Raw genomic sequence first — 14,066 nt, forward strand, 5'->3', positions numbered from 1 at the left:
ACCTCTACGCGAGCGCACGCAGCAGCAGGAAGATCAGCAGCACGATCAGGACGACCGCGCAGATCGCGATCAGGATGGGCAGCGGCGAGCGCTGGCCTGCCGCGCTGGCCTGGGCGGCAGCGTGGCGCTGCTCGATGGTCTCGACGATCTGCAGCGCCACATCCCAGTGGCACTGGTAGGCATCGATCACGATCCGCGCGGCCTCGCCGTGGTTGCCGGTGCGCTCCAGCTCGGCCAGGATGGCCTGCTCGGTGGCGGGGTCGACAGGCGGCAGCGCGGGCGCGGTGGGCTGCGCAGGCACCAGCGTGGGGCGGGCTTGTTCGAGCCGCTGGGTCGGGCCGGTATACGAGATCGGTAGCAGCTTGCCGCAGCTGTTGCAGGTGGTGGCGTTCCCCGCATAGCGCGCGCCGCAGTGCGGGCATGCGGGGAAGGTGGGCGGCAGCGACTCGCCGCTTTGGCTTGTCATAATGCCTCCAGTAGATAGCTACTCGGGCCATGCCTGCGGGGCGGATGCTGGCAGATCGACCCATTCCTCTTCCTGCTTGTAGACCACAAACCCACGCGCCTGGTAGTTGGCCAGCGCATACGGCCCGTCGAGCGAGCAGGTGTGCAGCCACACGCGCCTGGTGGTGCCTTGCCATGCCTGGCGCACGCCCTCGCTGAGCAGCGCGCCGCCCAGCCCCTGCCCGATAAACTGGGGCAGCAGGCCGAAGTAGACGATCTCGCATTCGTCGCCCGCCTGCCGCTCTAGCTCAAGGTAGCCCACCGGGTTGCCGCCCAGGTAGCCGACCCACAGCTCTAGCTCGGGCCGGGAGAGGTAGTCCATCCAGCGCTGGCGATCCCAGCCGAGGCGGTCGGTCCAGTGCCAGCCCGCGCCCACGCTGGCGTAGAGGAAGCGGCTGAGCTCTGGGCTGGCGATCGCGGCGCGGCGCAGCGCCAGCCCGGCGTGTGGGCGGGCGGGGCGCAGCGCCGCGAGGCTGGGCATCTGCAGGTAGTAGGTGGTGATGGTAGTGGGCATGGGTAACGCTTTCTTGTCGGCGCACGGGCCTTACCCGCGCTGGATGATCTCCAGAACCAGCTGCTCGTAGGTCTCTTTGCGCGGCAGATTCAGCTCGATGTGCAGCCGACGGCGCAGGGCGATGGTCGGCTGGCCAGTCTTCTGGTTGATGGCGGGCTGCTCCTCGACCTGCCAGAACAGGCCGACGCCGCGATTCTGCCAGTTGGGCAGATTCTTCACGTTGATGCCACCTGCGAACAGCAGCTCGTTCTTGTCGGCGATCGACAAGCTCTTGAGCCGTTCAGCCGCCTCGCGCCGACTTGCACCCTGGCCGCGCAGCATCCAGTAGCAGTGGCCGTTGAGCGCGTTGCGATGCGCGTCCTCCTCGCGCCAGCGGAAGTAGTCGACCACGCGCTCTAGGCTGGGCAGCTGGGCCACGCGGCAGTCGAACGCGGCGATATCGCCCAGCAGCAGCGAGCACTTGGCGCTGGCCTCGCCCGCCAGAATCGAGTTGATCTTGCGCATCTTACGCCCGAAGGTCTCCTCGCTGGGGTCGAGCAGCAGCGAGATCTTGTCGCTCTGGGTGTAGCCATAGATCACGCGAAAGCCACACTGCATCAGGTGGGCGGTGGTCTCGACCATATAGTCGCGCATGCGCTCGTCAAAGGGGGCCTGAAACTGGTGGGTCTCCTTGGTGAGCCGCGTAAAGTTGCGCCCGTCGAGCCGCACCACAAGAAAGATACCGGGCAGGGCATACTGATCGTTTATGGTCTCAAACACGCGCATCTGTCGGTCAAGCTCATCAAAGTGCATCATTCCACTCCTGGGTGACAAATTCGCCGGTATCGTCAATGAAAATGTAGAACAGTTCTACGAACCCCTCGCTTTTTTGCGGCGGCTCAAGGCGCTTGTGGGTGCCTGCGATCGCCTGGGCGGGGATGGGCCGGGCGCGCTGGCGCTGCTGGTTGCGCCGCAGGGCGTCGGCGATGCGCGACTGGAAGTAGCACCCGGCCACTGGCAGCCCGGCGGCCTGCGCGGCGGCTAGGTAGCGGGCGCGATCCTCGCGGGTGATATTGGTGTTGTCGATCACGAAGGGCTGCTGGGCCTCGATGCATGCCGCTAGCAAAATCCGCTCGCGGTGGCGGGTCTTGAGCATGTCGAGGTTGATGCGAATGTGGGTGTCGCTCAGGTATCGCTGGTAGAAGGTTGACTTCCCAACGGCCTGAATGCCCGTGAACATGATAGCTGGGGATGCTTGAAGCCGTGCGATCGTCATAGCGTTATTGTACCCGTCTTTTTGTGCAGAAGATCAGACTCTACAACAGCGCGAAAAGATGCTATGATACCCCTGCTATCTTGTGCACTACCTAGGGCCGTACATACATGTGCCGCAGCGACGCCAGCGTGCTGTGTGGGGGCCTTGGTGGCGCTTCGTATCGGGCGTATCGAAAAGAGGCCGTACCATGTTATCTTTTCTCAGCCGCACGCAGATGCTCCATGTGAGCGTCGCCCGCCCCGACGATCGAGCGGCGATCGCACGGATCTGCTCCGATGTGTATGCCGCCACCGGGCAGAGCTACCTCGAAGCCTTCCCCCGCGAGCTGGATGTGCAGCTCGACCCGCATAGCGTGTTCCTGACTGCCACCACAGGCGGCTCGCTCACCGGCTTTATCGCGATTACGCCGCCCACCAGCCCGATCTATGGCTTCGAGTCCTACATGGATCGCAATGATCCGCCGTTTCTTCCCAACGATCAGATCTACGAGTTCCGCCTGCTCACGGTTCCGCGCGAGCACCGCGGCACGCGGGTGGCCCTGGCGCTGATGTATGGCGCATTCCGCTGGGCCGAGCAGCGCGGCGGCACGCGGATTGTGGCGGTGGGGCGGCAGGATAAGCTGAAGATGTACCTGAATGTGGGGCTGCGCTCGCTCGGGCGGCGCATGCAGATCGGCTACGACACCTACGAGATCATCAGCGAGACGGTGCCGAATATGCGCGCGCACCAGCGCACGCTGCTGCCGGTGATCCAGCGGCTGGAGGCGCTGAGCACCTGGGATCTGCGCTAGGTGGGGGGTGGGGCGGCGGCCTTGGCGCGATGCGCCAGGGTCGCCGTTTTGTTTTTGGGCCTAGGCTTCGATCAGCACGACCGCGCCGGTGTCGAGGTCGTAGCGCGCGCCCACGATTTTCAGCTTCTGCTCCTGGATGGCGCTAGCGAAGATCGGCAGCTCTTTCAGCTTCTGCACGGTCAGCACGGTGTTCTCATGCACGGCGGTGTCCAGCAGGCCGCCGCCCTTGGCCTTGGCGGCCTCGACCGCCGCCTCGATGCCCAGCACCAGGGTCTCGATGTCGTCTTCGGCCTTGCCGTGTTTCTCCAGGGTCTCGATCGTGGCCTTCACCGCGCCGCACTTCTCGTGGCCCATCACCACCAGCAGGGGGATCTTTAGCTCGGCCACGCCGAACTCCAGGCTGCCGATCACCGCGTGGTCGAGCACATGCCCGGCGGTGCGGATGGTGAACAGGTCGCCCAGCCCACGGTCGAAGATGATCTCGGGCGGCACGCGCGAGTCCACGCAGCTCAGCACGGTGGCGAAGGGGGCCTGCCCGCTGGCCAGGGCGGCGCGGCGCTCCGGCGAGTGGTTGATGTTCGTCGGGGTGTTGGCCACAAAGCGCTTGTTGCCCTCCACCAGGCGGGCCAGCGCCTCGTCGGGGCTGCTGACGGGGGCCTCGGTGGGCTGCGGGGCGGCAGTGGGCACGGCGGCGGTGGCGCTGCCACACGCGGTGGCCAGCGTGCCCACGGCGGCGATGCCGGACACGCGTAGGAAGGCGCGGCGGGCGCGAGGGGCGGGGTTCTTCATACGGGGCGCTGCTCCTGTTTATTAAAAAGACACCTGGTGTAGTATAGGTGGTCGTAGCGATAAAAAAAGGGTACGTTTGTCACTTTATTGATAGCGAAATTGCACGAAATCGCGCTACGGTCAATAAAACGGGGGAAGATGCCTTGCTATTCACCAATTGTTAACGTATAATAGGCAACAGTTTTTGGAACCCTAACGCCTGCTTAATACAGGGTAAATCTACACCCGCTATGCTTGCGATGTTTTCTGAACCACGTGCGCACGGTTTCGGACATCATACCCAGGTCAGCTGATAGCCAGAATGCGTAGGGAACGGCCAGTGGCTGTTCTCTAGCCGGTTGCGCCATACGCAGGCGGCGGCTGACCACGTGCCCTTTCGTATTACCGATAAGGATAGGACACCAATGCAGCGAGTCTTCCCGAAACTGGCCGCGATGCTTCTCACCACCCTGCTGGTTCTGACCTTCTCCATGCAGCCTGCCCGCGCCGCCACCGCCCACGACCCCATCCTGTTTGTGCACGGCTGGAACGGCGATACATCCACGTGGACAACCATGGTCGCGCGCTTTCAGGCCGATGGCTGGGCCAGCAACGAGCTGTACAACTGGACCTACGACAGCAGCATCTCGAATGCGACCGTGGCGAATGAGATCAAGTCGCGCGTGACGGCCATCCTGGCCGCGACCGGCGCGAAGAAGGTCGACATCATCTCGCACTCGATGGGCGCGCTCTCCTCGCGCTACTACCTGAAGAACCTAGGCGGCACCGCCTACGTCGACTCGTGGGTCTCGCTGGGCGGTCCCAACCACGGCACCTCGATTGCCAACCTGTGCTTCTCGACCGCGTGCAAGGAGATGCGGCCCTCGTCGAACTTCCTCAACGCACTGAACGCCAGCGACGAGACACCCGGCGTCGTGCGCTACGCCACCTGGTGGTCGACATGCGATGTGGTGGTGGTGCCCAGCAGCACCAGCGTGCCGCTGAGCGGCGCGACCAACACCAACGCTGGCTGCCTCGACCACTCGGCCCTGCACGATAACGCTGGTGTGTACAAGCAGGTGAAGGCCTGGATAGCGCAATAGCTCGTTTGGATGACCGATCGTTGCGCAGGGCGCTCGCAGCATGCTGCGAGCGCCCTATGTTCTTTTAATCCTGTCTTTGCGTGGAAGATTATGCTATCATAACCTACAAATCGCCCGCTTTTCTCTGATTCGTATCTCTATTGCTGATTCAAGAGCGGTGTTTTTCAAAAGGAGAGTTCTTAATGCTCCCTCCCGCATTCTACCACCAGCTCACGCCCGAGCAGTGCATAGGGCTGTTTGCCCAGCTGCCGATCCCGCTCACGATCTACGACGCCCAGGGCGACGTGGTCGGCTATAATCAGGCCCACATCGCGCTATTCGAGCTGACACCCGAGATCTTGGCGCGCGGGTTCAACATGATCACTGACCCGCAGCTGGCCGCTATCGGCAGCGGCGAGCTGCACCGCCGCGTGATGCAGGGCGAGACGATCGTGCTGCCGCCGCACCTCTTCGAGCTCCACGAGGGCGGCGTCGATGTGGCGCGCTGGACCGAGGCGACCTACTTCCCGCTGCGCGACGGCGAGGGCAGGGTGACGCACCTTGTCGCGATGCTGCGCGATATCACCGAGACCATCCACCAGCAGCGCTCGATCGAGCAGGTGCAGCAGGAGATCGACGCGGCGCGGCAGGAGCTTTCGGAGCAGCAGACGACGCTGGAGGAGCTGTCGACGCCAGTGATCCAGGTGTGGGATGGCATCCTGGCGCTGCCGCTGATCGGCGCGATCGATAGCCGCCGCGCCATGCAGGTCACCGATAGCCTGCTGACCTCGATCGGCACCTACCAGGCCGACAGTGTGATCATCGATATTACCGGCATCCCGGTGGTGGACACGCAGGTGGCGGCCTACCTGCTGCAGGCGGCGCGGGCCAGCGCGCTACTGGGCTGCGATGTGGCGCTGGTGGGCATCGGCCCCGAGATCGCGCAGACGCTCATCCAGCTGGGCGTCGACCTCCAGTCGATCCACACGCTGGCCAATCTGCAGGCGGGCATCGCCTGGGCCTTCGCGCGCCACGGCATGCAGGTGGTGGCGCGCAAGCCCTAGCCGTGCCGTGCGCCTGATCGTCAGTGCTCGTTTACCGGCCTGGGTACGCCCAGGCCGGTTTTGTTGTGGGCGAAATCCGGCATTCTGATCAATAGAATATGAATTTTCTGTCATAAAAAAGCGCTTGACTTAGTGTCTATATGACATTAAGATGTTAGTGTGAATTTAACACTAAGGTGAGCTATGAACACACCGCTGGAAAACCTTTGGGAGCAGATCCGCCACGCCACCAGCGCGGATGCGGTCTTCGGGCCGATCGGGGCGGGCGACATGGCCGCGCTGAAGCGCCGCTACCGCGAGCTGGCGCAGATCGCCCACCCCGACCATAACCCGCGCCAGCAGGCGCTGGCGCAGCAGGTGTTTCAGTCGCTGTCGCAGTGGTACCAGCTGGCCCAGGCCGAGCTGGCCGATGGCCGCTATGGCGCGCCGCCTCGGCTGCACGTGGCGGGGCGGCTGCACCACTACGTGGGCACGGGCGAGCCATGGTCGGGCGACCTGTGCCACCTATTCCCCGCCGACGCCGACGGCACGCCGGTGCTGCTGAAGATGGCGGGCGACCCGCACAACCGCGACCTGCTGCTGGCCGAGGCCGAGGCCCTGGACACGCTGGATGCGGCCCTGGCGGGCAGGCCGGTGCGCGCCCACTTCCCCACCCTGATCGAGCAGCTGCTGGTCGAGGATGAGCATGGGGTGATGCGCCAGACCAACGTGCTGCGCCGTGAGCGCAGCGTGGCGTCGCTGGCCGAGGTGCGGCGGGCCTACCCGCGCGGCGTGCACCCCGCCGATGCGGCCTGGATGTTCAACCGCATGCTGGCGGCGCTGGCGCTGGCCCACGACCACGGCCTAGTGCATGGTGCGGTGCTGCCCGAGCACGTACTGGTGCGGCCCGACGACCACAACGGCATCCTGATCGACTGGTGCTATAGCGTGGGGATGGGCCAGCCCATCCGCGCGATCAGCCCGGCGAACTATGGCATGTACCCGCCCGAGGTGCTGGCCAAAGAGCCAGCGACGGCGGCCACCGACATCTACCTTGCGGCACGGACGATGGTTGTGCTGCTTGGTGGCAATGGAGTTCAGCTGCCGAAAAGTGTGCCTGCGCCCATCCGCAACCTGCTGCAGTCCTGCCTCATTCCCTCGCCCATCCGCCGCGCCAACGATGCCTGGCAGCTGCTGGAGGACTTCCGCGAGGTGCTGGATGACTGCTATGGTCCGCCGACATTTCGCCCGTTTCGTATGCCGATCTCGGCTTTTGTGTAGACATAAAATAAGGAGGCTGTCATGGGAGGATCTTACTGGAGCGACGACGCCTACGCGGCACGCCAGAACCGCCGCTCGGCCACCGGGGCCACCGCGTTCACCTACGATGCCCACGTGCGCTCGACTGGCAAGGTGGAGGTTCACCCGCAGATGAACCCCTACGGCGTGACGCGCGAGAGCCGCGACAGCGACGCGCACCCCAGCTCGCTGGCGATCGCCGTGATCTTTGATGTGACCGGCTCGATGGGCAGCGTGCCGCGCACGCTGCAGACCAAGCTGGGCGCGCTGATGCGCGTGCTGGTGCAGCGGGGCTATGTGGAGCACCCGCAGATCCTGTTCGGGGCGGTGGGCGATGCCTACTGCGACCAGGTGCCGCTGCAGATCGGCCAGTTCGAGTCGGGGCTGGAGATGGACGACGAGCTGGGCAAGATCTACATCGAGGGCGGCGGCGGCGGCCAGGTGTACGAGTCGTATGAGCTGGCGATGTACATGATGGCGCGGCACACCTCGATCGACTGCTACGAGAAGCGCGGACACAAGGGCTACCTGTTCACCATCGGCGACGAGCACCCCTACGCGTCGATCAGCCGCAAGCAGGTGGCGTCCGTGATCGGCGACCGGCTGCAGGCCGACCTGCCGCTGCCCAAGCTGCTGGCCGAGCTGCACGAGCGCTATGAGCACTTCCACATCATCCCCACCAACACCAGCCACGGTGGCGACAAAGCCATCCAGCAGGGCTGGCAGAAGCTGCTGGGCGAGCGTGTGCTGATGCTGGCCGACGAGGGCGCGGTCTGCGAGACGGTGGCGCTGGCCATCGGCCTGAGCGAGGGCGTGGTGGGCAGCCTGAAGGATGCTGGCGACGACCTGGTGGCCTCGGGCTATGACGACAGCGCGGTGGCTACCGCGTCGGCGGCGCTGGTGCCCTACGCATCCAAGCACGGTGGGGCCACGCGCACTAAAGGTCTGCTTGGCCTCGCATCGATGCTGAACCTGGGCGGTCGGCTGTAGTTGCTTGAAAGCAGGTGTGGTTCAGCCGCCACACCTGCTCTTCCCAAAAAATGGAGCGCTGCGATGGGCGATGTGTTTCTGACGGTCGATCTGGGCTTTGGCGACGCGGGGAAGGGCGGCATCGTCGACTACCTGACGCGCGCCAGCGGGGCGCACACGGTGGTGCGCTACAATGGCGGCGCGCAGGCCGCGCACCGCGTGGTCGAGGGCGGGCGCGAGCATGTGTTCAGCCAGTTTGGCAGCGGCACGCTAGCAGGCGCTGCCACGCACCTCTCGCGATTCATGCTGGTGGAGCCGCTGGCCATGGAGTCCGAGGCCGCGCACCTGCGTCGCCTGGGCGTGGCCGAGCCGTTCGATCTCACCACAATCGATGCGCAGGCCCTGGTGATCACGCCGTTTCACCGCGCCACCAACCGGCTGCGCGAGCTGGCGCGCGGGCCTGGCCGCCACGGCAGCTGCGGCATCGGCGTGGGCGAGGCGGCGGCTGATGCGCTGGCCCACGCCGCGCACGCGGTGCGCATGGGCGACATGCACCACCCCAACGCGCTGTATGCCAAGCTATGTTTCCTGCGCGATCTGGCGCTGGCCAAGCTGCGCACCTTCGAGGATCGCATCCTCCCGAGTGCGCAGGCCGAGGCCGAGCTGGAGCTGCTGCACGACCCAGACTGGGCCGACTGGCTGCTGCCCGCTTACCGCGATTTCGCCGCGCGCGCCCAGGTGGTGCCCGGCGAGCATGTACGAGGGCTGCTGGCCCGCCCTGGCGCGGTGATCTTCGAGGGGGCGCAGGGCGTGCTGCTCGATGAGTGGCGCGGCTTCCACCCCTACACCACCTGGAGCACCACCACGCTGGCCAACGCCGACGCGCTGCTGGCCGAGGCAGGGCATACTGGCGCGGTGACGCGCTTGGGCCTGACGCGGGGCTACGCCACCCGCCACGGCGCAGGCCCGTTCGTGAGCGAGGATGCCGGGCTGACGGCGGCGCTGCCGGATGCGCGCAATGGCCACGGCACGTGGCAGGGCGGCTTCCGCGCGGGATGGCTGGACATGGTGATGCTGCGCTACGCGCTGGATGTGGTGGGGCCGCTGGATGGCTTGGCGGTGACATGCCTGGATCGGCTGGCGGATCTGGGCGAGCTGCGTGTCTGCCAGCGCTACACCTGCGCGGGGCGCGACCTGGAGCGGCTGGCGATCTCGCCCGACCCGCGCGACCTGGCCCACCAGGAGCGGCTGACGATGCAGCTTCTCGCCTGTGTGCCCAAGCATGTGGCGCTGGCATCGGCGGATGCGCTGATCGATCATCTTGAGCGCGATCTAGATATTCCTGTTGCGATCACATCATATGGTTCAGACGCCACACGGAAACAGCAGATGCAGCCATTTTTTCAACGGTAGCCGCTCTTCTTTTTGCAAACGGGCCGCATGGTTTAGCCCATGCGGCCCGTTTCTGCCGCTACCAGCGGTACACATCACGCAGCGTGAAGACCAGGATCGCCGCCGAGATCGCAGTCCACACCACCGCCCACAGCAGCGCGGGCAGGCCGGTGGCGGCGGCCATGATCTGGGCGTCGGTGTTGACCTGGCTCTGCGACGAGAGGAAGATCAGGCCGATCAGGCTGTTGAAGCCATCGAAGATCAGCTCGACCGCCAGCACCAGCAGCAGGGTCTCGGCCCAGCGGCTGGGCAGGCGCTGGGCCGCTGCGATCAGCGCCGCCGCTAGCAGCAGCCCGCTGGCGATGCCGAACAGGCTGCGCACAAACAGCAGGCAGAGCACGCCCAGTATCACGCCTAGCCCCATCAGCAGGGTGCGCGCCGAGACGTGGCGGGCCGAGAGCCGCAGCAGTAGGCCGCCGAACACCGCGCTGCCCACATAGCCCGCGCTAGTGATAAACCAGCGCACCCCACCGGCGGAAAGCGCGAGGCCAGAGAGATCGGCCTCGACCACAAATTCCTGAAACCTGCCGCCGGTGATGACCGCCGCGATGCCGTGGCAGATCTCGTGGATGAAGGTGCCGAATAGGCGGAACGGGTACGATACCCAGCTGAGCATCGGGATCTGCCAGGTGATCAGGATGACCAGCGTGACGAGTAGGACGCTGCCGATCTCGCGGCGGTGCCATGTTGAAAATGAGCGTGACATAATCCCTCACAGGTTACAAGGGTCGGAACGGGCGAAGCCGCCACCTAGTGCATGGTGATGACTTCGAGGTTGCTATAGCCGATGTTGTCGTTGCCCTCGCCGTTTTTTAGCGCCCGGAGCCGGATGTACCGCGCCTCCACGGGTGCGAAGGCTTTCTCTTGGCGGATGGGGTTGTTGACGATGTTTGAGAACTCGCCCTCGCTCACCAGCTTCCAGCTCACAAGGTCGGCGGCGACCCAGAACTCGTACTGGGTGATAATCCCTGGCCCCCACAGCGCGTGGTCGGGCAAGTAGCGGAACCCGACCAGCGTCTGCTGCGAGCCGAGGTCGATCTCAAGATCCACCGGCAGCGCGCCGCCGTTGTTTTTATGCCAGACGGTGGCTGGGTCGCCATCAAGCAGACGTAGAGAGTCTGGGTCATCGGTGTCAAGAATGGCCCACGCGCGGCGTGCAAGGTCGAAGGTCTCGCTTCCCACGGGGCTGACCTGCCCGCTGGAAGGGTCGAAGGTAATAGCGCGCACATCCAGCCGTCCGCCATCGGTGGGGATCGGCGCGGTGAACCGAGGCGACTGGGGCGTCGGGCTGCTGCCGTCGAGCGTGTAGTGGACGAATGGGCCGATATCATCGGTCCGGAACGAGATGTCGCCCTGCTGGTTGCGCATGATGGTCGGCGGGCGCAAGACCAGCGGCGCATTAAATACCCCTATCCTGGTGATCATCGGGCACGCTCGGGCCGCGCGCACCGAGAAGCGCACCTGGGAGACAGCGACGCTTGGAAACCGCAGGATGCGGCGGTAGCCGATGGTGGTGCCATGCGCCAAGGTCTGCCACGCCCCGCCTACCATGGCCTCGACCTCGAACGCGCTCACGCGCTGGCCCTGGCGGATGTCCTCCTCGACCATGAAGCGGTTGATGGCGGTGGGCCGCCCCCAGTCGAGCGTCACAGCGCCCTGCATCACGCCGTCGTCGGTGGCCCAGTAGGTGTCGATATCCCCATCCACCGTGCGCGCGCCACCGTAGGCTGGGTCGCCCCCGCGCACCGGCGAGGCGCTGACCTGCGCCTGGGGGGCCAGATCGTGGGCGAAGGAGTCGCGGATGGCCTGCGCCCACTCTCGCGCTGCGCGCTCGTCGTTGGGGTGGATCAGGCCCGCCGGGGTGATAGGGAAGTTCAGCAGCAGGCTGGCATTTCGTCCCACCGAGGCGTAGTAGACATCGAGCAGGCGGGGCAGCGACTTCACCTTGCCATCCTCCGAGGGGTGGTAGAACCACTCGGGTCGGATCGAGGTGTTGACCTCGGCGGCGACCCACGCGTCGCCGCTCGGCAGCCCGTGGTGCAGCATGGCCCACGAGACATCGCCCTGGCTGTCAAGCATGCTCCAGTTGGTCTCGCCCACAAAGCCATCTTCGGTGCCCACCCAGCGCAGCTCGCCCCGGTCGCCGCCATCGTTCCAGATGATGCACTCGGGCTGGAGGCTGCGGATGAGGCTATAGGTGTTCGGCCAATCGTAGTAGGTCTTTGGGTCGATGGTGCGGATCTCGCGCGCGCCGCCGTAGTAGCCCGACCCGCCGTTGGCCCCATCGAACCAGATCTCGAAGATCGGGCCGTAGTTTGTGAGAAGCTCGGTGAGCTGCTGGCGAAAGTAGCTGATGTAGGATGGCTGCGCGTAGTCGGCCCGGTTGCGATCCCAGGGCGAGAGGTAGATGCCGAGCTTCAGCCCATATTCCTGGCACGCCGCCGCCAGCTCGCCGACCACGTCGCCTTTCCCGTCCTTCCATGGGGTGTTCTTCACCGAGTAGTCGGTATACTTTGATGGCCATAGGCAGAACCCGCAGTGGTGCTTGGCCGTCACGATGATCGCCTTCAGACCTGCGTCGCGGCAGACCCGCGCCCACTGGCGGGCGTCGAGACCCTGGGGATTAAACAGGCTGAGGTCTTCGTCGCCGTACCCCCAGGCCTGATCGGTATAGGTATTGAGCGAAAAGTGGACAAAGGCATAGGTTTCAAGGCGTTGCCAGCGCCATTGCGTGGCCGATGGGGTGGGTGCCAAGGGGGCTGGTGGTGGAAAAGAAGGCATGCTTAGCATCCTCTACAAAGAAGCGTCGAGTGGGATGGGGTCACAATGAGCTAGGGTCGCCACTGTTCGACTAGTTGCTTCCTAACGTATTCTCAGAAGAAATAGCCCTACTTCTCTCTAGAATGAGCTATATTAGGCTGCTACGCTCATCGGTATGGAGCAACCCATGGGTAAGAATGGCCAATTATACCGCACTCTCTTCGGTTACCTAGAGCTGCCTCATGGGTGGCTTCGCCATCGGCCTCTGGCGATAGGACGCGCCAGCCGGGCCGGGTGTTGCGGGGCGGCGCTAGCCAGCGCTTCTATTGCCAGCATCGCAACGTTCGGGGCCGGAACTGGCGGATCATCGATAGTTCCTGGCCGACCTACGACAGACGGCCAGGGCGCGCGGCGCTATGCTATGCACATCAACCGAACGTGGAGAGAAGGAGCACACAATGATCATCATTCGGGCGGAGGATGTGGTGGGGCAGGCGAGCGATGGGGGAAATCGCTCGGGCGGCGTGGCGACGCCCTCGCGCGGGGCCAGCGGGGTAAGCGTGATCCGCCAGGAGCAGCAGCCGGGCGGCCAAGGCCCGCTGCACCTGCACGACCGCGAGGAGGTGATCTACCTGCTGGGCGGTCAGCTGCGGGTGTCGCAGGGCGAGCGCAGCGCCGAGCTTGCGGCAGGCGATGCCGCAATTATTCCGGCGGGCGAGGTCCACCAGCTCAATACCATAGGTGCCGAGCCTGCCGCGTGGCTGCTGATCGCGGCGGCAGGCGTGCGCTTCTTCCGGGTCGATGGCGAGGAGGTGCGGCCCGCGTGGGCTGAGTAGCCGCCGGTGCCGCTGCTGTATGCGAGGTGCGGATGGATGAGCCAACGTTTGGCATTGCGCAGACTCTGACCGATCTTGACACCGGATGGAAGAGCTTCCCCGGCCACTACCTGCTCTACGCCGCCGACGGGGCCTTTCTGCTAGAGGCTGGTGAGGCCCAGTGGCGGCTGCCGCCCCAGCGCGCGGCCCTGATCGCGGCGGAGACGCCCATCCGCCTGCGCAGCAGCGGGGCGGTGGCATGCCACTCGGTGCTGTTTGCGCCGGGGGATATGCCGCCGCCCGCCCGCCCATGCTGCGTGTTCGCCGTCACCCCAGTGCTGCGCGAGATGCTGCGCTACAGCGCGCGCTGGGGGCGCGGGCGCTGCCCGGATGACGCGCAGGCCGCGCGCTTCTTTGCGGCGCTGGCCGACATGGGCAGCGAGGCGGCGGCCCAGCCAGCGCCGTTCTGGCTGCCGCGCCCGCGCTCGCCCGAGCTTGCGCGGGCCATGGCCTACGCGCTCGCCCACCTGGGCGGGCCGCTGAGCGCCGCGGGCGCGGCGCAGGCCGCTGGGGTCTCCGAGCGCACGCTGCTGCGCCGCTTCGAGGCCGAGACGCAGATGACGTGGCGGGTCTTCCTCGGCAGGGCGCGCATGATCCGCGCGATGGAGCTGCTTGAGCGGGGTTCGCTGCCAGTGATCGAGGTGGCCTACGCGGTGGGGTTTGCTAGCCCCGCCGCATTCAGCGCCGCATTTCGGGCCTTTACTGGCCAGACGCCGCGCGATTATGCTGGAAAGAGATTTTAGTAGTATTTTTAA

The 14,066-nt window shown here is 65.4% G+C and carries 14 protein-coding genes and 1 pseudogene; 8 read left to right on the forward strand and 7 right to left on the reverse strand.

Annotated elements, in window-relative coordinates; translation table 11 throughout:
* Window positions 1-4: 4 nt before the first annotated feature.
* The 4 genes from F8S13_00075 to F8S13_00090 are packed head-to-tail and all read right to left on the reverse strand — an operon-like array spanning window position 5 to window position 2,273.
* A complete protein-coding gene (locus F8S13_00075; GenBank protein KAB8145526.1) occupies window positions 5-466 on the reverse strand; it encodes a hypothetical protein in 462 nt (153 codons plus the stop codon).
* Between the two features lie 18 nt (window positions 467-484).
* Complete coding sequence (locus F8S13_00080) at window positions 485-1,018, reverse strand: GNAT family N-acetyltransferase (protein ID KAB8145527.1); 534 nt, start codon at window positions 1,016-1,018, stop codon at window positions 485-487.
* 30 nt (window positions 1,019-1,048) lie between these two features.
* Window positions 1,049-1,810 (reverse strand): guanylyltransferase, encoded by a 762-nt coding sequence (locus F8S13_00085; protein ID KAB8146060.1) that lies wholly within the window; start codon window positions 1,808-1,810, stop codon window positions 1,049-1,051.
* Window positions 1,800-2,273, reverse strand: coding sequence for an AAA family ATPase (locus F8S13_00090; GenBank protein ID KAB8145528.1), 474 nt, complete (start codon window positions 2,271-2,273; stop codon window positions 1,800-1,802). The genes F8S13_00085 and F8S13_00090 overlap by 11 nt, the downstream gene beginning before the upstream one ends.
* 187 nt (window positions 2,274-2,460) lie before the next feature.
* Between F8S13_00090 and F8S13_00095 the strand changes: the two genes are divergently transcribed.
* The gene (locus tag F8S13_00095; GenBank protein ID KAB8145529.1) at window positions 2,461-3,063 is read left to right on the forward strand and encodes a GNAT family N-acetyltransferase; all 603 of its coding nucleotides are present in this window, start codon (window positions 2,461-2,463) and stop codon (window positions 3,061-3,063) included.
* Window positions 3,064-3,123: 60 nt separating this feature from the next.
* On the opposite strand, the gene F8S13_00100 is transcribed toward F8S13_00095, so the two are convergent.
* Entirely contained in the window at window positions 3,124-3,852 is a 729-nt protein-coding gene (locus F8S13_00100) for a carbonic anhydrase (GenBank protein ID KAB8145530.1), read from the reverse strand.
* A gap of 404 nt (window positions 3,853-4,256) precedes the next feature.
* On the opposite strand from F8S13_00100, the gene F8S13_00105 reads away from it, so the two are divergent.
* From F8S13_00105 to F8S13_00125, 5 genes and pseudogenes are all read left to right on the forward strand, one after another.
* Window positions 4,257-4,934 carry a triacylglycerol lipase gene (locus F8S13_00105; protein ID KAB8145531.1) on the forward strand — a complete coding sequence of 226 codons (678 nt, stop codon included), beginning with the start codon at window positions 4,257-4,259 and terminating at the stop codon, window positions 4,932-4,934.
* 182 nt (window positions 4,935-5,116) lie between these two features.
* Window positions 5,117-5,977, forward strand: coding sequence for an STAS domain-containing protein (locus tag F8S13_00110; protein KAB8145532.1), 861 nt, complete (start codon window positions 5,117-5,119; stop codon window positions 5,975-5,977).
* A 183-nt stretch (window positions 5,978-6,160) separates the two neighbouring features.
* Window positions 6,161-7,237 (forward strand): molecular chaperone DnaJ, encoded by a 1,077-nt coding sequence (locus F8S13_00115; protein KAB8145533.1) that lies wholly within the window; start codon window positions 6,161-6,163, stop codon window positions 7,235-7,237.
* Between the two features lie 21 nt (window positions 7,238-7,258).
* Window positions 7,259-8,164: pseudogene (locus F8S13_00120) on the forward strand (hypothetical protein).
* 144 nt (window positions 8,165-8,308) lie between these two features.
* Complete coding sequence (locus F8S13_00125; GenBank protein ID KAB8145534.1) at window positions 8,309-9,637, forward strand: adenylosuccinate synthetase; 1,329 nt, start codon at window positions 8,309-8,311, stop codon at window positions 9,635-9,637.
* Between the two features lie 58 nt (window positions 9,638-9,695).
* On the opposite strand, the gene F8S13_00130 is transcribed toward F8S13_00125, so the two are convergent.
* Both F8S13_00130 and F8S13_00135 read right to left on the reverse strand, forming a co-directional pair.
* Entirely contained in the window at window positions 9,696-10,382 is a 687-nt protein-coding gene (locus F8S13_00130) for a M50 family metallopeptidase (GenBank protein KAB8145535.1), read from the reverse strand.
* A 44-nt stretch (window positions 10,383-10,426) separates the two neighbouring features.
* A complete protein-coding gene (locus F8S13_00135) occupies window positions 10,427-12,466 on the reverse strand; it encodes an alpha-L-fucosidase (protein KAB8145536.1) in 2,040 nt (679 codons plus the stop codon).
* Window positions 12,467-12,894: 428 nt separating this feature from the next.
* On the opposite strand from F8S13_00135, the gene F8S13_00140 reads away from it, so the two are divergent.
* Both F8S13_00140 and F8S13_00145 read left to right on the forward strand, forming a co-directional pair.
* Complete coding sequence (locus F8S13_00140) at window positions 12,895-13,272, forward strand: cupin domain-containing protein (GenBank protein ID KAB8145537.1); 378 nt, start codon at window positions 12,895-12,897, stop codon at window positions 13,270-13,272.
* A gap of 32 nt (window positions 13,273-13,304) precedes the next feature.
* Window positions 13,305-14,054: a helix-turn-helix transcriptional regulator gene (locus F8S13_00145; protein KAB8145538.1), complete on the forward strand. Its 750-nt coding sequence runs from the start codon at window positions 13,305-13,307 to the stop codon at window positions 14,052-14,054.
* Window positions 14,055-14,066: the final 12 nt, after the last annotated feature.

The sequence above is a fragment of the Chloroflexia bacterium SDU3-3 genome (assembly GCA_009268125.1).
Taxonomy (GTDB): Bacteria; Chloroflexota; Chloroflexia; order Chloroflexales; family Roseiflexaceae; genus SDU3-3.